Source organism: Acetobacterium sp., assembly GCF_039830195.1.
In the GTDB taxonomy this organism is placed as follows: domain Bacteria; phylum Bacillota; class Clostridia; order Eubacteriales; family Eubacteriaceae; genus Acetobacterium.
The window spans coordinates 1-24,662 of record NZ_JBDODG010000016.1 but is presented as its reverse complement, the minus strand read 5'-3'; the positions used below and the strand labels follow the sequence as shown (position 1 = coordinate 24,662).

General features: G+C 43.5%; 20 protein-coding genes. 8 read left to right on the top strand and 12 right to left on the bottom strand.

Translation table 11 applies throughout. The annotated features are described in order from the left end of the window. Positions 1-30: 30 nt before the first annotated feature. The 7 genes from ABGU93_RS05990 to ABGU93_RS05960 form a co-directional block, all read right to left on the bottom strand. Positions 31-2,238, bottom strand: coding sequence for a UvrD-helicase domain-containing protein (locus ABGU93_RS05990; protein WP_347412575.1), 2,208 nt, complete (start codon positions 2,236-2,238; stop codon positions 31-33). 89 nt (positions 2,239-2,327) lie between these two features. Continuing rightward, complete coding sequence (locus tag ABGU93_RS05985; RefSeq protein WP_347412574.1) at positions 2,328-3,467, bottom strand: iron-containing alcohol dehydrogenase; 1,140 nt, start codon at positions 3,465-3,467, stop codon at positions 2,328-2,330. Next, positions 3,464-4,777 carry an ATP-binding protein gene (locus ABGU93_RS05980; protein WP_347412573.1) on the bottom strand — a complete coding sequence of 438 codons (1,314 nt, stop codon included), beginning with the start codon at positions 4,775-4,777 and terminating at the stop codon, positions 3,464-3,466. The genes ABGU93_RS05985 and ABGU93_RS05980 overlap by 4 nt, the downstream gene beginning before the upstream one ends. Next, entirely contained in the window at positions 4,764-5,447 is a 684-nt protein-coding gene (locus tag ABGU93_RS05975) for a response regulator transcription factor (RefSeq protein WP_347412572.1), read from the bottom strand. The genes ABGU93_RS05980 and ABGU93_RS05975 overlap by 14 nt, the downstream gene beginning before the upstream one ends. Before the next feature lie 12 nt (positions 5,448-5,459). Then, a complete protein-coding gene (locus ABGU93_RS05970; protein WP_347412571.1) occupies positions 5,460-7,523 on the bottom strand; it encodes a hypothetical protein in 2,064 nt (687 codons plus the stop codon). A 193-nt stretch (positions 7,524-7,716) separates the two neighbouring features. Continuing rightward, positions 7,717-8,793, bottom strand: coding sequence for a tRNA 2-thiouridine(34) synthase MnmA (gene mnmA, locus ABGU93_RS05965; protein ID WP_347412570.1), 1,077 nt, complete (start codon positions 8,791-8,793; stop codon positions 7,717-7,719). Between the two features lie 45 nt (positions 8,794-8,838). Beyond that, positions 8,839-10,029, bottom strand: a complete 1,191-nt coding sequence (locus tag ABGU93_RS05960) for an FprA family A-type flavoprotein (protein WP_347412569.1) — start codon at positions 10,027-10,029, stop codon at positions 8,839-8,841. A gap of 427 nt (positions 10,030-10,456) precedes the next feature. Between ABGU93_RS05960 and ABGU93_RS05955 the strand changes: the two genes are divergently transcribed. Continuing rightward, positions 10,457-10,741: a hypothetical protein gene (locus tag ABGU93_RS05955; protein ID WP_347412568.1), complete on the top strand. Its 285-nt coding sequence runs from the start codon at positions 10,457-10,459 to the stop codon at positions 10,739-10,741. Between the two features lie 51 nt (positions 10,742-10,792). On the opposite strand, the gene ABGU93_RS05950 is transcribed toward ABGU93_RS05955, so the two are convergent. Together ABGU93_RS05950 and ABGU93_RS05945 are read right to left on the bottom strand one after the other, a co-directional pair. Beyond that, the gene (locus ABGU93_RS05950) at positions 10,793-12,019 is read right to left on the bottom strand and encodes a type II secretion system F family protein (RefSeq protein ID WP_347412567.1); all 1,227 of its coding nucleotides are present in this window, start codon (positions 12,017-12,019) and stop codon (positions 10,793-10,795) included. 9 nt (positions 12,020-12,028) lie between these two features. After that, the gene (locus ABGU93_RS05945) at positions 12,029-13,696 is read right to left on the bottom strand and encodes a GspE/PulE family protein (RefSeq protein ID WP_347412566.1); all 1,668 of its coding nucleotides are present in this window, start codon (positions 13,694-13,696) and stop codon (positions 12,029-12,031) included. A gap of 249 nt (positions 13,697-13,945) precedes the next feature. Here ABGU93_RS05945 and trkA point away from each other — a divergent pair, with 249 nt between their 5' ends. Beyond that, positions 13,946-15,316, top strand: coding sequence for a Trk system potassium transporter TrkA (gene trkA, locus ABGU93_RS05940; RefSeq protein WP_347412565.1), 1,371 nt, complete (start codon positions 13,946-13,948; stop codon positions 15,314-15,316). Next, entirely contained in the window at positions 15,316-16,764 is a 1,449-nt protein-coding gene (locus tag ABGU93_RS05935) for a TrkH family potassium uptake protein (protein WP_347412564.1), read from the top strand. The genes trkA and ABGU93_RS05935 overlap by 1 nt, the downstream gene beginning before the upstream one ends. Positions 16,765-17,040: 276 nt before the next feature. On the opposite strand, the gene ABGU93_RS05930 is transcribed toward ABGU93_RS05935, so the two are convergent. Next, positions 17,041-17,664 (bottom strand): hypothetical protein, encoded by a 624-nt coding sequence (locus tag ABGU93_RS05930; RefSeq protein WP_347412563.1) that lies wholly within the window; start codon positions 17,662-17,664, stop codon positions 17,041-17,043. A gap of 707 nt (positions 17,665-18,371) precedes the next feature. Between ABGU93_RS05930 and ABGU93_RS05925 the strand changes: the two genes are divergently transcribed. Then, positions 18,372-18,620 (top strand): AbrB/MazE/SpoVT family DNA-binding domain-containing protein, encoded by a 249-nt coding sequence (locus tag ABGU93_RS05925; RefSeq protein WP_347412562.1) that lies wholly within the window; start codon positions 18,372-18,374, stop codon positions 18,618-18,620. Continuing rightward, positions 18,614-18,943 carry a type II toxin-antitoxin system PemK/MazF family toxin gene (locus ABGU93_RS05920; protein ID WP_347412561.1) on the top strand — a complete coding sequence of 110 codons (330 nt, stop codon included), beginning with the start codon at positions 18,614-18,616 and terminating at the stop codon, positions 18,941-18,943. Before ABGU93_RS05925 ends, ABGU93_RS05920 begins: the two co-directional genes overlap by 7 nt. A gap of 208 nt (positions 18,944-19,151) precedes the next feature. On the opposite strand, the gene ABGU93_RS05915 is transcribed toward ABGU93_RS05920, so the two are convergent. Then, positions 19,152-20,360, bottom strand: coding sequence for an aspartate kinase (locus tag ABGU93_RS05915; RefSeq protein ID WP_347412560.1), 1,209 nt, complete (start codon positions 20,358-20,360; stop codon positions 19,152-19,154). Positions 20,361-20,380: 20 nt separating this feature from the next. Next, positions 20,381-21,634, bottom strand: coding sequence for a homoserine dehydrogenase (locus ABGU93_RS05910; protein WP_347412559.1), 1,254 nt, complete (start codon positions 21,632-21,634; stop codon positions 20,381-20,383). Between the two features lie 150 nt (positions 21,635-21,784). Between ABGU93_RS05910 and thrC the strand changes: the two genes are divergently transcribed. Genes thrC through ABGU93_RS05895 form a run of 3 tightly spaced genes read left to right on the top strand, consistent with a single transcriptional unit; the run spans position 21,785 to position 24,636 of the window. Further along, on the top strand, positions 21,785-23,290 hold the full coding sequence (gene thrC / locus ABGU93_RS05905) for a threonine synthase (RefSeq protein ID WP_347412558.1): 1,506 nt from the start codon (positions 21,785-21,787) through the stop codon (positions 23,288-23,290). Further along, complete coding sequence (thrB, locus tag ABGU93_RS05900) at positions 23,283-24,173, top strand: homoserine kinase (protein ID WP_347412557.1); 891 nt, start codon at positions 23,283-23,285, stop codon at positions 24,171-24,173. The genes thrC and thrB overlap by 8 nt, the downstream gene beginning before the upstream one ends. Before the next feature lie 4 nt (positions 24,174-24,177). Then, entirely contained in the window at positions 24,178-24,636 is a 459-nt protein-coding gene (locus ABGU93_RS05895) for an ACT domain-containing protein (protein ID WP_347412556.1), read from the top strand. The last annotated feature ends 26 nt before the right edge of the window (positions 24,637-24,662 follow it).

Below are 24,662 nucleotides of genomic sequence, written 5' to 3'. Positions count from 1 at the left end.
CCTTCATTACTGTTTTAACTAAATTTTTAACTAGGCCTTTTCCACAAAAGTCGGATCCATTTTTTTGATCCCTACCCCGGGAAATGCGACCGAAATCATATTATTTTTTACTTCAACCACGGTGCCAATGCCAAATTTTTTATGTTTGACCTTATCAGTCAACGCAAATCCATTTTCCGATGGGCCATTGTGAAGGTTAACGGCATTGGCATTATTTCTGCGGATCGCGACCTTCGACTGGGTAACCCGTTCAGAAAAGGTTTTATTCTTTTTGGTTTCAATGTCAATTTCCGGCTTACGCTCGTAACGCTGTTTATTTTCCACACACACCTCATCCGGCATTTCTTTGAGAAACCGGGACGGGGTTTGCAATTGACGACGTCCGTATAGGGTTCTTTCGGCCGCCCAGGAAATATAAAGACGTTTCATGGCCCGGGTAATACCCACATAACAGATGCGTCGTTCTTCTTCAATATCCTCCGGTGAATCCATGGCGCGGCCATGGGGGAAGATTCCTTCTTCCAGACCGGGAATAAAGACAATCGGGAATTCCAGCCCTTTAGCATTATGAAGAGTCATCAGCAGCACCTTACCCTGGTCGCCATCGTATTTATCGGTTTCCGAAGACAAGGCTACGGTTTCCAGATAGGCGCTGAGGCTCTGATCATCACTGTTTTTTTCAAAGTCCGTGGCTGAGGATACCAGTTCTTGAAGATTTTCCAGGCGGCTTTCACCCTTATCCATTTTTCCGGTTTCCAGCATTTCCAGGTAGCCGGTTTTTTCAATCACCGCCGTGATCAGTTCGCTTAAACTGGCGGTCTCCTGAATTGCTTCAAGTTTCTTCATCAGTTCGCTGAAAGCCCGGACCTTATTTTTGACGCTGGGGCTCAGTTCCGGAATTTCTTCGACATGGTGGAAGGCTTGCATCAGACTGAAGCTTTTAAAATTGGCGTATTCGGCAATTTTTTCAATCGTTGCCGAACCGATCCCCCGTTTAGGCACATTGACAATGCGCATGAAACCCATATTGTCTTTGGGATTGCTCAACACATTTAAATAGGCAATGATATCTTTAATTTCAACCCGGGAGTAAAACCCGGTGCCCCCGATTAACTGGAACGGCAAACCGGCCCGCATCAGGGCTTCCTCAAACAACCGGGACTGCGCATTGGTTCGATACAGAATCGCAAAATCGCCGAAGATGCCATTGCCCTTGGTAATATTGTCATTAATCTCATCAACAATAAATCGGGCTTCATCATAACCCTGGTTAAAGGAGGCAATCATTATTTTTTCATCACCATCATTATTGGTCCATAGCGCCTTTTCCTTACGGCCGGTGTTTCTGGCGATGACACCGTTGGCACAATCCAGAATGGTCTGGGTCGAGCGGTAATTCTCTTCCAGTTTAACCACTTTGGCGTTGGCATAATCTTTTTCAAAGTCCAGGATATTATTGATATCCGCTCCCCGCCAGCCATAAATACTCTGGTCATCGTCCCCGCAGACACAAATGTTTTTGTATTTGGCGGCGAGCATGTTGACCAGTTCGTATTGGCTGTGATTGGTATCCTGGTATTCATCAACCATAATATATTTAAAGCGATTCTGATATTGTTCCAGAATTTCAGGAAAACCCTTAAATAATACCAGGGTATTGTAGATCAGATCATCAAAATCCATGGCGTTGTTGGCTTTCAGGCTTTCCTGGTAGCGTTTATAATATAGTCCGACTTTTTCTTTTCGGAAATCGCCGGAATTTTCTTTCATATAGGCTTCCGGACTGACAAAATTATTTTTGGCAGTGGAGACTTCGCCGCTTAAAAACTGGTTGGTAAAATACTTATCATTGAGTCCCAGTTCTTTGATCAGACTTTTATATAAACGCTTCTGGTCGTCCATATCATAAATAACAAAATTGTCATCATAACCCAACCATTGTGCATGGGTTCGCATGATCCGGGCGCACATGGCGTGGAAGGTCGACATCCAAATCCGTTTGCTGTCCGCAATATTCATTTTGGCAATCCGCTCCCGCATTTCTCCAGCGGCTTTATTGGTAAAGGTGATGGCCAGAATCTGCGAGGGCCATGCCTGTCCCGTTTCAATAATATGGGCAATGCGATGGATAATGGTTCGTGTTTTTCCTGATCCGGCCCCTGCCAGTATTAATAGTGGCCCATCGATGGTTTCTGCTGCTTCTCGTTGTCGAGCGTTTAACCCGTCTAATAAACTCATGTATTCTCCTAAATATTTATTTCATCGTTAATCGCAAATATGCTGAGCACTTCAGGCTCAGTTTCGCAATACTCTAATATGCTTCTAAATTAAAATTTCTTCTCACCATAATAAATGCTGGTTAAGACCTTATCCATTTCAGCGGCATCCATTTTTATGGGATTCCGCTGGGTGGAACCCATCAGCGAGTTTTTCAGCAACTCACTGTAGTGGGTTTTGAATTGTTCTTCCGGAATCCCGGCAGCCTGAAAGGAGCTGGGAATGCCGAAGGTTTGATTCAAATCTTTAATTTCAGCGATGATGTTTTTCCCGATTAACCGGGATAGCTGTTCGAGGTCCTCGGCCACCTGGGGATCCTGCCCATTGTATTCCAGCACGTAAGGCAGAGCAATCGCATTGAGGAGTCCGTGACTGGTACCAAAGCGGCCCCCGAAAGCGTGGGCAATGCCATGATCCATTCCCAGGCCGGCATTTTGAAAAGCGAACCCGGCCAGACAGGAAAAATTATGGACACACTGTCGGCTGTCAATATCCCCGGTTTCATAGGACTGACGCAAATGCTTTAACAGACCTTCCACCGCTCCCTTAGCCATGGTTTTGGTGAAGTCGTCGGCATTTTTATTAATAGTTGCTTCCAGACCATGAGTCAGGGCATCCATTCCCGATTCCACCATCACATTGGGTGGCATCGACATGGCCAACTCGCCATCCAGAATCGCCACATCAGGAATAAAGGCCTTGGTTTTCAGACCGATTTTGATGTTTTCTGCCGGGAAGGTAATCACGGCCGCCCGGGTAACCTCAGATGCGGTCCCGGAGGTTGAGGGGATGGCCACGAGTTTAATCCGCTCCCGTTTTTCCGGCGCCTGGCCGGCTTTGATTGCTTCAATGGTTAACCCATCGTACTCACACATCAGGGTCATAACCTTGGCCGCATCGAGAACGGAACCGCCACCGATGGCAACAACGACATCCGGATTGAAGTCCTGCATTTTGATCAAACCCGCCTTCACATCTAAAACGCTGGGGTTTGCACCAATACCACTGAGAATATCGTAATCTTTGGCACTTTCTTTTAAAAGGGTTTCGGCCCGTTTGATTGTCCCATTTCGAAATAAGGCGGACTTCCCGGTTACAATAAAAAACCGTTGTCCCGCGATGTTTTTGATCGTATCCAGGGTGCCGGGCCCGGTGATAATTTCATCCCCGTAAAATTTCAGACTGCTCACTTTTTTTCTACCCCCTTATCAAAATTCAATGTAATTTTTGTTCCTTTTTTTTCTTCACTTTCGATAATCATGCCGGCATGGTGCTCGTCCACAATCCAATTGGCAATCGACAACCCCAGACCGGTTCCACCCTCGGTTCGGGAACGAGCCTTGTCAACCCGATAAAACCGTTGCGTTACCTTGCTTATCTCATCTTTGGGAATCCCGATCCCCTGATCGATGACTTCCACCGATACCCCCTGAAGGGTGTTCTTCCCGATGACGCGAATAACCGTGTTTTCACTACTATATTTAATGGCGTTATCCAAAAGAATCACCAGCAACTGGGTAATTTGTTTTTCATCACCGGTAATGATCAAATCATCCTCCAGTTTATTGATAAAAGCAATTCCTTTCTTCCCGGCTAGCGGTGCCATTTTCTCACAGACTACCTTGATTAAATAGGTTAGATCCACCGGTTCCTGCTGTACCATCATATCCCCGGAATCCGCCCGGGCTAAAAACATCAGATCTTCCACTATATGCTGCATCCATTGAATCTCATCATAGGCGTTGTTGATCCAGGTCAGCTGACTTTCCACACTTTCATCGGTACTGGCCTTGACCACTTCCAGATTCGTCTGGATCACAGCAATCGGTGTCCGTAGCTCATGAGAAGCATCAGCCAGAAATTCCTGCTGTCGTTCCACGCTTTTTTTGATCGGAATCAGGGACCGGCCGGACAAAAAATAACCGCCCAGAAAGGATAATGAGGCTCCGATCAGGATGGTGAATCCCACCATTTCCTGAGCATTTCCCAACAGCGATCGTTCCGATGCCATATTTTTCATGGCTTGGACAATTTTTAATTCGCCATTTTTATTGACCACTGCATAGGTGCAAATTTTATAATCCTTGTCGCCCTGCTTATAATTACTGATCAGATATTTTTCGTTATTACCTGCAAAATAGTGCTTCGATATTTCCACCAGTTTTGCTTCTTCAAGCGGAAGGGAATAGGACTGATCCAGAACGCTGAATTGTTGATCAAAAATAACATAGGAGATATTATTCTGAACGAGACTGCGGGTATATTCAAAATAACCCTGTTTTTCTTCTTCGGCAACCTCTTGTCCGGCTTCCTGACGCTCCAGATATTCAATTTCGTTGGCCAGCTGCGAGCAATATATTTTAAGGTTATTATTCACATTTGTCTCCACATCCATACTCAAAACTACGTACAGAAATATGGAAATAAATAATAGGAGTCCAATCAGGACTCCCGTATTCATCAGGGTGAGGTTGATCCGAAGCTTGTTAAGGCTTAACATTCTCCTTCTCCTTTAAAACATAACCCAAGCCGCGAATGGTCTTAATATAGGCCTGGGAGGTGTCCAGCTTTTTTCGCAAATAGTGGACATAGATCTCCACACTATTTTCCATAGCCATGCTCTCGATTCCCCAGATCCGGTCCAGAATCTGCTCTTTTGAGATGGTCATACCAGGATTACGAATAAACATTTCCAGCAATTGGGCTTCCTTGGCGGTGAGTCGGTTTAAAACATCATCGACATACAATTCCCCGGAGTTGATATTCAGGGAAATGTTTGAAAAGCGGATCACATTGTCCTGATAAACCTCCCAGGGTCGTCGTCCCAGGGCTCTAACCCGGGCAATTAACTCTTCGGTCACAAACGGCTTAACCAGATAATCATCGGCGCCCATGTTTAGTCCGTTGACCTTGTCTTTGGTGTCATCTTTGGCGGTTAACAAGAGAATCGGAACATTCTTTCCGGCCTCCCGGATCGAGCGTAAAATTTCTAAACCAGTCATTCCCGGAAGCATTATATCCAAAATAATCACGTCATAGACATCATGCTCGCTAAGCAACTTACCTTCAATGCCATCATTAACAACATCAACTAATATTTTATTTTTTTCAAAAATCTTCCCCAATGCCGCAGCCAGGGGCTTTTCATCCTCAACTAAAAGAACACGCATGATTTTTCTCCTCTACAGGTTGCTCTCTTCTTTCTTTTTTTCTGGAAATACTTCTTGCAGCAGTTCGTCCATCGGCAGAATCGTTCCTTCAAAATTGGGTTCTTCAATAACCCGGCGACATTCAAGGAAAATTCGCACAGCGCCCTCATAGTTATCTAGAAAATTATCCGACTGAAGGATTTCACGATCCATCAGATGGTAGATGAATAGTCCCATAAAATAGACCTTATCTGGTTCAATGTTCTTGAGATTAACATATTTGAAAAATGCTGACAAGGCATTATCTTCTTTATCCAGAAGTTCACCGGCAATCCGCACCCATTCCTGTGACAAGGTCTCAGTAACAGCCTCTTTGAAAGCCACCCATAAAATCGCCCGGGCTACCGAATCTTCGACAATATTCAATGAGCTCTGAACCGCCTCAGCTCCCTGGTTGAAGGCTTCGATAATTTTTGGGGCATAAGTTATCTGACCCAGGGTATAGTTTTTCCTCAGGCCGGCATCGGTATCGATGAGTTTATTCAACAGGATATCATCTTTTTTCAGCTCAGTCTGAATCACATACCACTCATCATAGATACAATAGGGCATAAATCCGAAATCATTGAAAATATGATTGATAATCCGCTGTACTTGCAGATATTTCTCCCGTTTTCGCTGAACTTCTTTTTGTTTTTTGAGAAAGGTCTCCATTTGATAATAGAGGTTATGGCGTTCAAAAAAACGCTCCATTTGAGTAATGGTTTCGGGTTCATCACTATAAAAGATCAGTTCGTCCAGTTCCCGTTGCTCTTCCCCGAGACTTCGGCCATTGTTCATAATCAGCTGTAAATATTGTTTGTCTTCATAGGTGACCCGGTTACAGGGATGATACAGGGGATTGGGGAAGGTTTCAGTATAGATGAAAAACACCTGCCGACTGCGACGGAAATAAATAATATAACCCTTGGTTGTGAAAAAGCCCCAGCCTTTGTCGCTTGGTTTATTGCCATGCTTGATATTGAACCCTTCAGTATAAAGACAATTTTTCAAAAGATAGGTAACGATCTTTTCATTATTGTCAATGCCCATATTTCGCAGATTTTGTCGATAATAAGCCCAGAGCAGTTCAATGGCAGTGCCTTTGGGATCAAACAAAGCTTCCATCGAAAACATCTTCTGGCTTTTTAAATTTTTGACAATACACAAAAGCAAACAATCCAAATGGATTGCCTCAATAAATTCGCCAGGTTTTATTTTTTCCAGATCTTCGACAACCCGGTCGTTAAAATATTCCAGACTGTCTTTTTTCAGTTTGTCCTGTAGCTTGCTGGTCTTCTGATTGAACCGGTCAATGGCGTTGGCCACTGAAAACAAAACACTTTCTGAAACAAGGGTCAGGACCACCTTTTTTTTCTTATCCCAGGGATAGAAAACATTTTTCAGAATCACTTCATTAATAATTTCCGAAGATTGAACCTGATAATCTACCAGTACATCGCTGGGGATCGAAATATAGATCAGTTTAGGATTATCAAGGGTATCAATGATCAAACCCCGACGGCTCAAAAACACATTGGCCTTGATGAGTTCGTCCTCAACCCCGCAATTGACTTCCACTTCTTCCAGAAATTGTTCATTTTGGATCATATAGGCAATGAAATTTCGGGTAGTATCCAATCCCTGTTCTTTTAAATTGGTTTCAAACCCGTAAAGCAGCAGAATGTGCACAATCCGCACAATATCCCGTTGCCGGTCGACGCCCCGGCTCTCTTTAGCCCGAATAAAGGTCTGGTTGAGGGGGGAATCTAAATGGTAATAGTCAGGTGCAACCGAAAAAAGAGCCTCAACTGCCAGCAGAATCAGTAGGTCTGCCTCAACCGAAACCATTCCATTTTTTTGAACATCCTTATTTTTTTTAAGGTTATTCATCATCCATTGATACATATCGTCTAATTTTTCGATGCCTTTTTTTAAGACATTATTACAGTCGCCACAAAGAACATCATATTTTATGTTTAACTTTTCATTATCTATATTATAATTTCTGTCAAAAAAACCGATTGTTTTTCCACATTTATTACACGGCGTTTTCATTATTTACAATCCTTCCCTATCGTCCTGCTTACTTTTCTCTATATTAACGAATTCTTACTTGTTTTATTACAGGCTTCACCCATTGTATTGATGTCACTGTGTATAGTTTACCATAAAACTGCGCTTTTTACTCAAAAAAAATAAAAGAGCAAGCTAAATTAAGGTTGCTCTTTTATGAATAAAATCAAGTTTATTAAATCATTTCGACAGAATCAATGGTTCCGCCCCCAAGGCAGATATTATCCTGGTATAAAACCACAACCTGTCCCGGAGTTACCGCTTTTTGCGGTTGATCAAATTCAACATAAACCCGGTCCGGGGCCACTCGAACCGATACGCCCTGGTCAGCTTGGCGATACCGGAATTTAGCAGTGCATGTAAACTCTTTCGCCGGTGGATAACCGCCCACCCAATTCATTTCAGTGGCTTCCAGCGATTTTGAATACAACGCCGCATGACTTTCGCCCTGAACCACCACCAGTTCATTCTTATCCAAGTCTTTACTGACCACAAACCATGGTTCTCCGGTTCCTTCACCGCCAATGCCCAGGCCTTTTCTTTGCCCCAGGGTATAATACATCAGCCCCTGATGGGTGCCCTTTACATTGCCGGCCAAATCAACGATCTGGCCCGGCTGAGCCGGCAGATACTGACTGAGAAACTGCGTAAAATTACGTTCGCCGATAAAGCAAATCCCCGTCGAATCCTTTTTCTTGGCTGTTGCCAGGTTGTTTTTGACCGCAATGTGGCGAACCTCATCTTTGGAAAGATGTCCAATCGGAAACATTACGTCAGCCAGTTCTTTTTGTCCCAATTGGCAAAGAAAATAGGTTTGATCCTTGTTGTGATCAAAAGCCCTCTTGAGCCGATATTGTTCATTGACAAAATCGATTTGCGAATAATGTCCGGTGGCCAGATAATCACCGCCAACCACCTTAAGCGCATAATCCAAAAACCGTTTGAATTTTATTTCTCGGTTACAGAGAACATCCGGATTGGGCGTTCTCCCTTTTTTATATTCTTCCAGAAAATAAGAAAAAACAGAGTCGTAATATTCTTTGGCAAAATTCACTGTATAGTAGGGAATATCAATGGTGTCGCACACCCGTCGCACATCATCATAATCTTCTGTGGCGGTACATACCCCCGATTCATCCTGTTCTTCCCAATTTTTCATGAAGACACCGATGACCTCGTAGCCACGCTCCTTTAACAATAATGCTGCAACCGATGAATCAACCCCTCCTGACATTCCCACAACGATTTTCATTTATGTTTTCCCCCTCTGTTTTTTGTACCAAATCCACTTTGTTTTTTACTGGACCATTTCATTTGCCATTTTTTTGGCCAATTCATTTAAATTAATAACATCCTGTCCATCTGGCGTTCCCTTGATCATTAGTATTTCATCGATGGTATCCACTTTTGCTTCGTCGATAAAATAATTAAAGTTCTTATCGGCTCCGCCGCTCCAACTGTAATCTGCAAAAAATCCAACCTTGTGATTGTCTACTTTTATTTCGCCCAGTTTGTAAAGCAGATTAGCCATTTTGGGAAAAATCTGACCGTAATAGGATGGAGCGCCCAAAAACAGACCCTTGTATTTCCAGATATCAGAAATAATAAAGGAAATATCGGTTTTGGCCACATCGTAAAGCTTCACGTCTTTAACGCCTTCATTCTTTAAGGCAATCGCTAAAATTTCTGCAGCCTTCTGGGTACAACCGTACATGGAACCATAGGCGATGACAACCCCGGGATCGGTTTCTTTAGCGCTCATTTTTACGTACATATCCAGAATATATTTTGGATTATCCCGCCAGATCAAACCATGAGACGGACAAATCGTTCCGATTTCAATTCCACCCAGCTTGTTTAGTGCTTTCAATGCCTGCCCAGCTACCTTGCCAACAATACAGGCATAGTAGCGGCGGGTCGGTTCTTCAAAAGCTGCCAGATTATTTTCATCATCAAAAATGCTTCCCACTGGTGCTTTAAAGCTGCCAAAGACATCCATGGAAAAGAGTACCTTATCGTTGGTATCATAGGTGACCATGGATTCTGGCCAGTGGACCATCGGTGTCATGAAAAACTGGAGGGTATGTTTCCCCAGACAAAGGGTGTCACCTTCACCAACCTCGTGAAGGTTTTCGGTAATTTTATAAAAATTATTCATAATCGGGAAGGTTTTTTTATTCCCCACGATTTTCATATCCGGATACTCGGCCAACAGATCGGTAATGCCACTGGAATGATCCGGCTCCATATGATTAACAATCAGGTAATCCACCTTTTTGTCTCCGATAATGGATTTGATTTTTTCTATATATTCATCGGCTTTGATGGTTTTTACGGTATCGATAATGGCTACTTTTTCATCATTGATCACATAGGCGTTATAAGAAACACCTTCCTGATCAATTGGCCACATTCCTTCAAAAAGTGTTGTTTGATAATCATTCACGCCTACCCAATAAATATCATCTTTAATTTTTACTGCATTCATATTATTCCCCACTTTCCTGATGTTTTCTCGAACTTAAATATAACCTTAAATTGAAAATATTTCAAGAGAAAAAAACGGATAGTCCGGAATGGGTCTAGAGAATAGACCAAAACTGAGCCATTGTATGGATAGACAGATAGTCTCCAAAAAATAAAAAAGAGATGCGTACACACCTCTTTTTTAAGAAAATTAAGAAAGGAAATTAAAACGTTTTCACACCATGGGTTTATTATAACCGATTACATTTTAAAAATCCAGTACTTTTTCTGTTTTTTTATGCATTATTTTAATTTTTTTTCCATTTACTGCCTTTGCAGCTTAACTAAAGCTTTGAATAATTTTTACCCTCCATTCCATTTACAGTTTTTTTGAAGCTGTGCTATAATGACGTTGCAAACATTTATCTGAAGTGAAAGGAGCTGGTAAAATGATTGAAACAATGGATTCCGCCTCTTCAACTGATTCACAATGGACCGAAAAAGAAATCAAAGAAGAATTGCGGCGATTATTCCTGGGCGGAGATGACTGGAATAAGGAAGCCTGCATGGGATACTTTCTAAAAACCTGCCAACGCACAAATCTGGATATCAAAACGACCCAAACTCTGGCGATCACCCTCTATCATCTTTTCGATGAATTAACCGTGAGCGATGCAAAAAAATTCTACTACAACGAATGTCACGCCATTTTATCCGGACGTAATCATATTTAGTTTTTGAATTTATTAAAGGGCTTTCTCTTATTTACTGAGGAAGTCCTTTTTTTACATATTTGAGTAGGCGGAGTATATATCAAAAACCGGCAGCATGATCGCCGCTAGAATAAAAAGCACCAGTCCTCCGAAAATCAGCAAGATAAGGGGTTCCAGTGATGTATTCAGCAATTGGATTCGCATCCGGACTTCATCTGCGTACACAAGATTCAGCGTTTCCAGCACTTTCGGCAGAGATCCGGAGACTTCTCCAATGGTGACCAGCTGACAAAAAAGACTGGGAAATGCATCGCTTTCTGCCATTCCCTGACCCAGACTTTTTCCATTAACTACCTTTTCCCGAAGTAGGATCAACTCTTTTTTTATATATCGATTTTCAGTAACGCCCTCCAAACGATTTAATGCCGCCAATAAATCCACACCGCTAGCCAAAAGCATTCCCAGGGTTGAGGCAATTCTGGCCAGATACCGTTTATGATTCAAACTTCCAATTAACGGGAGTCTTATTTTTAGCCAATCCTTCACGTTCGCAACTGTATCGATTTCCATTAAAAAGTAAATCCCTGCTGCCAGCCCGGCCAGGATTATGATCAGCATTGGCCATTCGGTACTTAATCCTTGACTCATATTGATCAAAAAACGGGTTGGGCCCGGCAGTTCTGCATTCATTACCGTAAACATGTCGATAAAGCTCGGTAACACCGTAGTGATTAAAAAGGTCAACACCAGGACAAAAACAACGCTCAGGATCATCGGATAAAAAAGGGTCTGCTCGAGCTGACGGCGGTTTTTGACATCAGTTTCATAATGCTCTGCCATTTTTAACAGGATCTCATTGAGATTTCCACTTATTTCAGCAGCTTCCACCATAAATACAAATAAGGATGGAAATGATTTTGGATAAACTGCCATCGCCCGGGAAAGGCTCTCCCCGGCTTGGATTCGATGACTAACCCCCAAAATATCCTGGGCAAATCCGCTATTTTCCGTCTCATCACTGATGAGCTCCAGGCATTTTAAAATCGGAATCCCCGCGTTTATCATGATGTGAAACTGTCGGCAAAAGCGGCTGAAGGCATCACCGCTTACCGAACGGATCCGAACTCGATACTCTTTTTTTAAAAATTCTGCTGCCTTCTTTTTTTCGCTGATTTCCAGCACAATCAAATTTTGAGTCTGAAGATACTGGGCTGCCTCGCGCTTTGTTTGTCCCGTAAATATTCCGGTGACAGTCTCCCCACGGTGGTCTTTTGCTTTATAACTAAACTGTTTATCCATCATCCCACCCTAACGATGCCATTCATTTTCGAAGGCTAAAATCTCCAATCCCTGGGAAATCGATGTGTTTCCCAACAGCAGCTGACGTTTCAGCGACTCCTCAATCGGCTTGAGCCCTTCTTCAATGGCTATTTTTCGAATCGTATCATAGTCCTCTCCGATGCCGATGGCCTCGCGGATCCTTCTGGTAATTTTCAGTACTTCCTGTACTGCAATTCGTCCGCGATAACCGGTACCATGACAAAAAGAACACCCCACCGGGTAGAAGAGCTCGACAACCTGATCTGAGATACCCAGCAGCCTTTTTTCAGCCTCAGTTGCCAGGGCCTTTTTACGGCAGTCAGGACATAAACGTTTGATCAATTTTTGGGAAATCACCCCTCTGAGGGCTGCCGATAACAGGTATAAAGGGATCTTCATGTCCATCAAACGATTGATGGAGGCAATCGCATTATTTGTATGAATGGTGGAGAGCACAAAATGCCCGGTAATGGCCGCTCTGATCGCCGTTTCCGCCGTATCTTCGTCGCGAATTTCCCCGACCATAATCACATTGGGGTCCTGTCTCAGAATGGCCCGAAGTCCATTAGCAAAATTGAGCCCGGTTTTTTCGTTTACCTGAATCTGGTTGATACCTTCCATTTGGAATTCCACCGGGTCTTCAATGGTAATAATATTCTGCATGCGGGGATCCATGCCATTGAGCAGGCTGTACAGGGTGGTTGATTTTCCGCTTCCAGTCGGGCCGCAGACCAGCAGCATACCATGAGGTGCTTCCATTATTTCCTGCAACAACTGTTTTTGTGTATTAGAAAAGCCCAGCTCATCAACTGACATTAAAAAATTCTTTTGATCCAACAGACGCAACACTATCTTTTCTCCATGAATAGTGGGGATAATGGATAAGCGCACATCAATTTGGCGATGCTCATAGGTGGTCGTGAAAGCACCATCCTGGGGATGACGCTGCTCGGCAATATCACAGCCGCCAAGTATTTTCAGCCGGGTAACCACCCCTTTCCAGGTTTCTTTACTCAACTGTCCAACGGTTTTTAAGACACCATCAATCCGAAACCGTACCTGGATCTTCCGGGGAAAAGCTTCCACATGAATATCACTGGCACCCTGGAAAACACCTTCATTGATCAGATCATTTACAAGGGTGACTATGGTTTTCTCCTGAGAAGGTTCCTTGCTTTCTCGTTGCTTTATTAAACCATCTGTACTTTTCTGATTAGCATATTTTTGATGATAATGTTTGCCGATCAAGCTTTGAATATTGTCCTTTTCGGCGACTAAAATTTTTAGTCGTTTGTCAGCGATCCGCTTAACATTGCGCAGGGTTTCTTCGTTGGTGGGGTCTGCCATCAGTACCGTCAGCTGATCTTGATGCTCCTGTTTCAGGGGAAACACCAAATGCTTCATCGCTTGATCTTTCGAAAACAACGGCAAAACCCGGGGATCGATCACATCCTTGCGGGGATCATAAATATCAAATCCCCGTTCATTGTGAAACGTTATCACTAACATCCCCTGAGTAATAACCCGATCCTTTAACAATAAATCTAAAACCGAAATTCCTGACCGCTCTGCTTCTTCAAACCTTTCAGCTATGTGCTCTCGGGTAATCATCTTGTTTTTGAGAAGCATTTCCAAAACCAACATATTTTCCTTCATCTCGCCTCCTATGGACAGGGCTGATTCGTTTGTTCCAGTAATTGCAGTATATCTGATTTGCTTATAAATATCCATACAAATTAACACGCTTCTCAATTTTTCAAGGATTGACTTTAATGGCCGTCAATCGTTACTGCAAAGGATCACTTATTTTCGCATTCAATCCGCATATTGCAAATCGTTAAGCGATTATATATAATGAACGTTATTGAATCGCTGATAAAAATTATTAACCTTAGGAGTCCCACTATGAACATCGTAATCGCAGGAGCCGGAAAAGTCGGTGAAGTTCTCTGCAGTGATCTGGCCAGTGAAAACCACAATATTATGCTGATTGAACTTAATGAATCCCGGCTGGATCAGTTTATCAACCTCTATGACATTAGTGGCATTCTCGGTAATGGCGCGATGTTTGATATCCAAACTGAAGCCGGTGTCGATTCTTGTGACGTTTTTATTGCGGTAACCCGAAACGATGAAACCAACCTCATTGCCGCCATAACAGCCAGAAAATTGGGGGCAAAGTTTACCGTAGCCCGGGTCCGCGATCCGGAGTATTCCAAACAAATGAGCTTTCTGAGAGAAAGTCTGGGGATCACCTTGATTATCAACCCGGAACTGGAAGCTGCCCAGGAAATCGCCCGCACCCTGATCTTTCCCTCTGCTTTACATGTTGAATCTTTTGAACATGGCCGGGTCAACATGATTGAGGTAGTTTTGCAAAAAAATACCGCTCCGGTAGGTATCAAGCTTAAAGACCATAATGGCCGCTTCGGGGATGTGGTCATCTGCATTGTCATCCGGGATGATCAGGTCATGATCCCGGATGGCGAAACGATTCTGCGAGCCGGAGACCACGTGATGGTTACCGGCAGTCCGGGCGAAGTCCGAACCTTCAGCAAGCTCTGCCAACCTGACCTGGTCAAGATTAACTCTGCTGTGATCATCGGTGGCGGTAAACTGACCGACTATCTTTTATCTCGGTTGATAAAAATGCGCATGAAAATCAAAGTAATCGAAATCGACACTGAAAACGCGGATCGCCTGGCCATAAAATATCCCCAAACCGAAATTATTTTTGGCGATGGTACCAAACAGGCCTTTTTAAATGAAGAACATTTCTCCGACTATGACGCCGTTATTCCCCTGACTGGCGTCGATGAAGAAAACATCCTGATCGCCATTTATGCCTACCGTAAGGGAGTAAAGAAAACAATTACCAAGGTTAACCGTACTGATTTGCTGAAAGTTCTGGACAATGTCGGGCTCCAATCCATCATCACGCCCCAGCGGCTGATTGCCAACCATATTATCCGCTTTATCCGTTCCATTGAGAACTCTCAAGGTTCCAATATCAGCGCCTTCTATCGGCTGTTGGATGGCCGGGTGGAGGTCTTACAGTTCAAGGTCAAAGGCACCTGCTGCGAGGTTGATATTCCTCTGATGGATCTGAAAACAAAACCAGGTCTTCTGATTGCCTGTATCGTCCGTAATGGCAAGCTCATCTACCCCAATGGCACCAACAGGATTCTGCCCAATGATGACGTGATTGTTGTGACCACCAAACACAAAAACTTTCAAGATATCGATGATATCTTTGAGAAGAACCGAGGTCTGTAATGAATCACCAGATGGTCAGTTACGTGCTCGGTCGAATTTTGTTTATCACCGGAGTCCTGATGATCCCCGCCCTTATTGTTGCTCTGATTTATCAGGAAGGCTGGCTGGGTTTGTGGCCTTTTCTTGCGAGCATCGGGATTACCAGTGCCGTCGGCCTGCTCATTAGTATGAAAAAACCCCTCAGAACCGATTTTTATGCCCGGGAAGGTCTGGTGGTGGTGGCCTTATCCTGGCTGGCCTTGTCATTTTTCGGGAGTCTGCCGTTTATCTTAAGCGGCGCGATCCCCAATCCTATCGATGCCTTTTTTGAAACGGCCAGCGGTTTTTCAACCACCGGGGCCAGTATCTTGGCCAATGTGGAAGCCCTTCCCCACTCACTGTTGTGGTGGCGAAGCTTTACTCACCTGATTGGTGGAATGGGTGTGCTGGTGCTGGCCCTGGCGGTTATGCCCAAAATTGAATCCGGTGATGTATTTATCATGCGGGCTGAGGTTCCCGGCCCAACCTTCGGAAAAGTCAGGACCAAATTAAGAAGTTCAGCCCGGATTCTCTATGTCATCTATCTGTCGATGACCGGTATCCTGGTTTTCATGCTGGCTCTGGGCGGGATGCCTCTCTTCGACAGCTTTGTCCATGCTTTCGGAGCGGCTGGTACGGGTGGGTTTGGAATTAAGTCCAACTCCATCGCTTATTATAACAGTGCCTATATTGATTACCTGCTGGCCATCAGCATGATCCTGTTTGGCGTTAATTTTAATCTCTATTATGCACTGCTGTTTATGCGGATGAAAAATATTTTTAAAAACGAGGAGCTGCGTTGGTATCTTGGGTTTATTGCCGTTGGTTTCGCGCTGATCTGCATCAATGTCAGTCACCTTTACAGCTCAGTTTCTCTGCTGTTTCGGGATGTCTTTTTTACGGTTTCATCGATCATTACCACCACTGGCTACGCAACCGCCAATTTTGATACCTGGCCGGTATTTTCCCAGGTCATCCTCCTGTTTCTGATGTTCGTCGGCGGAATGGCCGGTTCCACCGCTGGCGGCATTAAGGTCAGTCGGATTGCTATTTACATTAAGACCACCATTCAGGAAATCCGCTTGAACGTCAGTCCCAACCGCCGGCTGCCAATTCTCTTTGAGGGTAAACCAATCAGTGCCCTGCTCAGCCGCCAGACCAGTGTTTATCTAATCACCTATGCCTTTATGTTTGTGGTTTTTCTGATGATAACCGCTTTATCATCCCCCAATTTTATTACCGCCTTCAGCGCTGTCGCTGCTACCTTTAACAATATTGGTCCCGGTCTGGATATGGTTGGACCAATGGGGAATTATTCAGGCTTCAATAACCTGACAAAATTTGCCCTGAGTCTGGTCATGATTATGGGTCGGTTGGAATTATTCCCGATCCTGGTGCTGTTCAGTCCCCGCACCTGGCGACGGGGCTAGCTCGCCATAACTGCAAATAAAAAAACCTGAAACCAAAACGGTTTCAGGTTTTTTGCTGGCTGCTACATATCGAATTTTTTATGAATAAGAAAAGCCTTTTTAGTTTTTTACTTGTTTATTTAGTGGTATTCTTCCTTGATTATACCAAAATGTGTCTTGTTAATCTTGTTATTTTAATTCGTATCTGTTTATAATGGGTAACATTATTATTCTCTGACTTTAAATATTTATATATGGTATCGATTTATCTCCACTTAAAACTGGTAGTCTATTTTTTTATTTTTGGGGGAGTTCAAAATAAAGATATGCACTATAGTTGTTTAAGAGAGTTAATTTTACATCGCTTTTTTGAGTCAACCACTTATATTCATAAACATCATTGTCGTCATAATCTCCGTAATCTTGGATGACTTTATCTAAAAGGTTATAGTAAGAGATCACATCTTCTTTCCCAAAAGGAATCAAATAAGCGCCACCTTTAAGTAGGCCGTTTTTATCGAAAAAATAATCAACTCGTGTCAATCCGTCGTGATATTCAGATTTTTCAAAACGGTAGCTTATCTGGTCGTTGTCCGACAAATTTTCCGAGAATTCGCCGTCACTTTTTGCTTCCATCGCTTTAACTTCATCCATCGTCATGCCCCACTGGACATTCCGGAAATGTCCATCTTTGCTGCTTTGAGTCATGAGTACACCTAGAATAGCTAAGACTAATACAATTCCCGCTGTGATAAATATCCGTTTGTCGATTCCTGTTATTTTTCTACTTTTTTCATCAACAACAGCTAACACTTTTTGTTTCTTAACGTTTTTTGCTATTTGATATCCACAATTAGGAAACGCTGAAGCAGTGTCTGAAATACCTTCTTTTTCACATTCAGGACATCTAATTAAAGCCATGATCTCATCCCCTTTCGTTCGACAATCTTCCTTTTCATTAATAATTGCCTATTTCGGCTTAAAAAAAGTTCTGAATCCATTGTTGATATTCACTTCAGAACTTTTACCCTACTATTTTTGTGAACCAGCAGTGAAATATTAGCAGTGCATTTAAATTTTAAACCTTATGCTTATATTTTACACAGACGCGATCGACTTTATTTGTCAATACACCTGTCATGACAGACCATCTTCAATTTAATACTTGAATCTGTTGTGAGCCACATTTAGGGCAGCAGACAACATCATTTTTTATCGTTTTTTTCTGGCAAACCACATTTGTATTCTTTCTAGTTGCTTCATTCTGAGTGACAGGGCAAGCATTTCATTATGTTTTTTTGTGCTAGCTTTTTCCGATATTCTTCCGGATCGTTTGAAAATTGTTCAAATTAACATCATTGTTTTTTCAACTCTAAATATCCACCATGCAAAAGAAAAAAGGAGAAAAAACTACAAATCAAAAATAATACACTCGGGAATTTAGAACCATCACCTTAAAAAATATTCCAAATACTGGGATAATCTTTGGCCTTAGATCAAGGCTGTCTAATCTCGACTTTGCCAAGAAACTTCAGTTTGACGAATAAATAATATTCTTACTGAAGATTGACTTAGCATCCTCTTTAGGTATATACTAAGTATATACCTAGCGAAAGGAAATTAATCGAATGCAAACAACAATTGTAAAATGGGGCAATTCTCAAGGAGTCCGACTGCCAAAACATATTTTGAATCGTGTCCATTTATCTGATAAAGATCCAGTCGATATTCGAGTTGAAGGCGATCGTATTATCATCAAAAAAATTAATAAAGACGTAAAACATCAAACTATTCAAGAACTCTTTGCCAATTTTCAAGGCGAATATGAACCAACTGAAATAAGTTGGGGTGAACCTATAGGTAAAGAGATATGGTAAAACAAGGGGATATCATCAAATTGAACTTCAATCCTCAGAGTGGGCATGAGCAGGCAGGCTTTCGACCCGCGGTAGTTATCAGTAATGATTTTTTCAATGAAAAAGTCAATATGACTATTGTTAGTCCGATCACGAATAGTAATCGCTCATTTCCCCTTCATGTTCCGCTTGATGATCGAACAAAAACAACTGGATTTGTATTATGTGAACATATCAAATCAATTGATTTAGAAGCACGGTCATACAATTATGTTGAAGCTATACCAAAAGATTTGTTAGAAAGAATTATTTCGATCATTTTTTCAGAGATTGAGACTATTTAAGCAAGAGTATAAACAATAACTTTTAACAGGGCTTCTACCGGCGGTACTGGCTCTCATCCCAATGTAATGCCATGACCTTTATCCCCGTGCTCAAAAACACCGAAATGAAAATGGTTGAGTTGGGTAAATCAATGGGTAAAAATTTAAAACAAAAATTAAAAAAGCTCTGAAACCGTTGCTATCAAACGATCTCAGAGCTTTCAATTATTTACATATCAAATTTTTTATGAATATGGACCATTGCTTCTTTGCCCCGCTCTTTATCAATCAGACAGGAAATCTTAATTTCCGAGGTGCTGATGGTCTGGATGTTAATGCCCAGTTCAAACAACGCTTCAAAGAACTTGGAGGCAATCTCGGCATTGGCGACGATCCCGGTACCGATCACGGAAAGTTTGGCAACGCCCTGATCGTATTCGACTTTTTGGGCATTGACCTCAAAGGCAAATTTCTGGGCCACGGATACGGCTTCCTGCAGTTCATCCACATCAATGGTGAACGAAATATCATTAACGGATGTCCGGTTGACATTCTGAACAATCATATCCACATGAATGTTCGATTTTGCCAGAGCACTAAACAGTCTAAAGGCAATCCCCGGTTGATCGGGTACTTCAAAGATTGAAATTTTTGCGATATTTTCATCAAGAGAAACCCCTCGAACTAATACTTTTTCCATAATAACTTCCTCCTTAATAATGGTTCCTTCGTTGTAATTATAGCTTGATCGTACCACCAGGGGTACCTTAAACTTTTCAGCCATTTCCACCGACCGGGGATGCAATACCTTGGCCCCGGTGCTGGCCATTTCCAAAACCTCTTCATAGGAGATTTCATCGATTTTTGAAGCCTCTTCGACAATCCGGGGATCGGCGGTGTACACCCCATCAACGTCGGTATAGATTTCACATAGTTCCGCCTTTAAAGCAGCCGCTACGGCAACTGCCGAAGTATCGGAACCACCGCGGCCAAGGGTGGTAATATCTTTGTTTTCATTGATACCCTGAAAACCGGCGACGATGACAATCTTTCCGGCAGCCAGTTCCTTTTCAATCCGGTGGGTATGAATATCATTAATCCGGGCCCGTTTATGAACATTGGATGTGACGATTCCGCACTGGGCACCGGTTAAACTCACCACATCGTGCCCCATCGACTGAATCGCCATCGCCAGCAACGATATCGAAACCTGCTCGCCGGTTGCCAGCAGCATATCCATTTCCCGATGGGGTGGGTGTTCGTTAATCTTTTGGGCCAGTTCAATCAAATCATCGGTGGTATCGCCCATGGCGGAAACCACGACCACAACTTTTTTTCCTTTTTCCTTGGTCTCAATAATCCGACCAGCAACCCGTTTTATTCTTTCCACATTGGCGACACTGGAGCCGCCATATTTCTGTACGATTAGATTTTGCATTTACCTCAGTCACTCTTTCCTTAGTCATAGATCCGGGCATAAAAACATTCAGGCACCGTTTCTTTCAATTTTTCTGCCATTATATTAAAATCATGAGCTGCAATGGCATTTGTCACCACATACACCTGATTAGCATTAACAATAACGGTTTTTCGGGCCGCCACCGTTTCCACTGCCGTCAGCACCTGATCGAGCATTTCTTTATCATCCAGATTTGCTCTTAAATAATATTTGCCTTTGAATACTTCGGTACCCATTTTATTGAGCTGACGATTAAGCCGCAGGGGCTTGGGTAAATTCTGTTCCCCGACAATATTGAGGATATATAGTACATCTCCGACAACAGCATTGGCGGTGGCGTCTTTTCCGGCGCCTTTTCCATAAAACTGCAGCTCACCGATGATGTCCCCAGTGATGGAGATAATATTGAATTCGCTGTTGACGTTACTCATAATCGAGGCTTCTTTAAACAGCACCGGTTCCACGGTGGTATAGACATTTTTTTCTTGAAGAATCGAATGTCCCAGATACTTGACCACATAACCCATCGATCCGATCATTTCAATATCGGCGGCCCGAATATCGGTAATCCCCCGTTTATAAACATCTTCATCGCGGATAATGCTTTCATAGGCCATTGATGAGAGAATCGAGAGCTTACGGGATACATCGTAACCTTCAACATCCGCGGTGGGATCGGCTTCGGCAAAACCAATGGACTGAGCCAACGCCAGGGTATCACCGAAATCTGCCCCTTCTTCGGTCATTTTCGATAGGATGAAGTTGGTGGTGCCATTCAGGATCCCTTTGATTTCGGTAACCCGATTGATTTTCATTTCTTCTTTCAAACTGCCGATGATCGGAATCCCGCCACCGACAGAAGCCTCGTAACGCAGGACCACGCCATTTTCTTCGGCCAGCGTCAGCAATTCCTGAAAGTACTCGGAGATGACGGCCTTATTGGCGGTCACGACATGTTTTCCCGCCCGGAGACATTCTTTGATCATTTCATATTCAAAGTCCATGCCACCCATCAGGGCAATCACCAGGCCAATACTGTCATCTTCCAGGATCTCACTGGGGTGAGTCACAATTTTTCCCACGGTATCACCCAGATCCTTGGACGCATCACGTTCCAGCACCTTGGTTATGACCGGGCTTGATTTTCGGGACTCCACATCGGTAAAATTACCAGCAAACTTTCCTTTATTTAAATTGATGAGTTCATAGACCCCAGAACCAATGGTTCCAAAGCCTAAAAGTGCGATATTCAATAAAATTCACCTCGTATATGTATTTATTCTAAAAACACTTGTTTTTTCAGTGAAAACATTCTATCATATACCTAGGGGTTATTCAATACCCTCCGGGGAAGATTTTTTCAAGATTTTTCTCGGCACACCATAAATTTTTGGAGGAATTACATGAAAAAAGGCTATAACAGCACGCGATCCAAAGACATCAAAGTTACTGCATCTCAGGGCATCCTGCAAGGATTGGCTCCGGATGGTGGACTCTTTGTCCCCAACTTTATTGATACGATTAATTTAGACCCAACGCAATTCATGGGAAAAAGCTATGGCGAGATGGCTAAGCTCATCTTTTCGGCTTTTCTCGATGATTTCAGTGCCAAGCAAATTGATGATTCGATTCAGGGCGCTTATTATTCCGGTAAATTTGAAGAAAAAGAACCGGTCGCTCTGGAAAAGGTCAAAGACCGATATTTTCTGGAACTCTTTCACGGGCCAACCTGTGCCTTTAAAGATATGGCTCTGACTATTTTACCATATCTGATGGTAGAGTCCATGAAAAACGTCAATAATCAGCAGAAAATTATGATCTTAACGGCAACTTCGGGAGATACCGGCAAGGCAGCCCTGGAAGGTTTTGCCAATGTTCCCGACATCAGCATCATTGTGTTTTATCCCAAGGATGGCGTCAGCACCGTTCAGGAAAAACAGATGCTGACCCAGATCGGCGACAACACCTGTGTGGTGGGAATTGACGGCAATTTTGACGATACCCAGAATGGCGTTAAAGTGATCCTCAACGATCCTCAATTAGCGGCTGAACTGGCCCAAGCCAATGTGATCTTTTCCTCGGCCAATTCGATTAATATCGGCCGGCTGCTGCCTCAGGTTGTTTATTATTTCTATAGTTATTATGAACTGCTTAAGCGGGGCGAAATCCAGCGGGATGAAAAAATAAATTTCGTCGTCCCGACTGGGAATTTCGGCAATATCCTGGCTGGTTACTATGCCTCACTACTAGGGTTGCCGATTAACAAGCTGATCTGCGCATCCAACGCCAATAAAGTCTTGACCGACTTTTTTAAGACCGGCCACTATGACCGTAATCGGGATTTTTATAAAACGTCATCACCTTCCATGGATATTCTGATTTCCAGCAATCTGGAGCGTCTGCTTTACGATGTCTCCGGCGCTGATCCGGATGCCGTTAGTAATCTGATGGCGCAGCTTAAAAATCAGGGCGCTTATCAGGCCTCTAAAACCCTGATGGAAAAAACCCGTCTTTTCTATGCCGGTGCTGCCGATGAAGCCGAAACCGCCCAGGCCATCAAAGCTATTTTTGATGAAAGCCGTTATCTGATGGATCCCCACACCGCCGTTGCCAACAAGGTTTACGAAGACTATCTTAACGAAACCGGGGATGCCACCAAAACCGTGATTGTCTCCACCGCCAGCCCTTACAAGTTTGGCCGTTCAGTTTATGAGAGCATTTTCGGCGCCTGTGACTGCAACGATTATGAGCTGTTAACTGTTCTGGCGGAAAAAACCGGCACCGCCATTCCGCAACCATTAAAGGATCTGGACAAAAAAGCCAATCAGCATCAGGTTCAATGCGATAAAACGGAAATGTCCCAGGCCGTTCTTGATTTTTTAAAAGATCAGGTGGACAAAAATGATTAAGGTTCGGGTACCGGGAACCAGTGCCAACATCGGCCCGGGCTTCGATGCCTTTGGTCTGGCGCTGTCGATTTATAACACCTTCAGTTTTGAAGAAAAAAATGACGGCAAGCTGACGATCCGGGGGGTTGAACGGAAGTATCAAAGCGATACCAACCTGGTTTACCGTTCGATGCAGAAGGTGTTTAAAAAAGTGGGCTACCGCCCCAAAGGACTTTATATCCACACCGATGTGGATATCCCCATCAGCCGGGGCCTGGGCAGTTCAGCCACCTGTATTGTCGGGGGGCTTTTTGGAGCCAATGCTCTGATTGGATCACCCTTGTCAACTGCAGAACTGTTTGATATTGCCGTGGAGATGGAAGGACATCCGGACAACGTCGCCCCGGCTATCTTTGGGGGTCTGGTGGTGTCGATGAACGATCATGGCAAGAACGTCCACATCAAGAGCCAGGTTCATCCCTGTTATGAGTTTTACGCCCTGGTGCCGGACTTTCCCTTATCGACATCCGATGCCCGGCAGGTTTTGCCGAAAAAAATCAGTTTCAGCGATGCCACCCATAATTTGCCCCGGGCCACCATGACCTACCTGGCCCTGGCCAACGGTTCTGAGGATATTTTAAAGCTATGCATGAAGGACCGCCTGCACCAGCCCTATCGCAAAAAACTGATTGCCCACTACGATGTCATTACCAAAAAAGCCCGGGAAATGGGCTGCCTCAACACCTGCATCAGCGGTGCCGGCCCCACGATTCTGGCCATTAATTCTGTTGATAACCATGGCTTTCAGCCGGACATGCTGGCTTATTTAGCGGAAAAAGCACCGGGCTGGCAGATTATTCCCCTGGCACCCGATAATAGCGGTGTCCAGGTTTTGGGAGATTAAGCCGATGATTAAAGATTATTTGATTGTTAATAAAAAAATACTGCCCGATTATTATTCCAAGGTGGTGGAAGCCCGGATCTTAATGGAGTCCTCCCAGTGTAAATCGGTGAGTGACGCAGTAAAAAAGGTGGGGATCAGCCGCAGTACCTATTATAAGTATAAGGACTATATTTTCACCCCTTCAGAAAACTATGGTCGAAAGTTCACCCTTTCTTTTAAACTGGATGACCAGCCCGGAATCCTTTCCAATATTTTGAATATTCTCCGGGATCACCAGACCAGCATCATCACCATTCATCAGGATATTCCCATTAACCAGGCCGCCATTGTGATTGTGACCCTGGACGGAAAAGATCTGGTCTTAACCATCGATGAATTGATGGCCGTGCTGGAAGCATTGGACGGCGTTCACGGTGTTCATCTGATTGCGATGGAATCGGGTAGGAGGCTGACCATTAATTGATCAGCCGACCTCCCACACCACCGTAC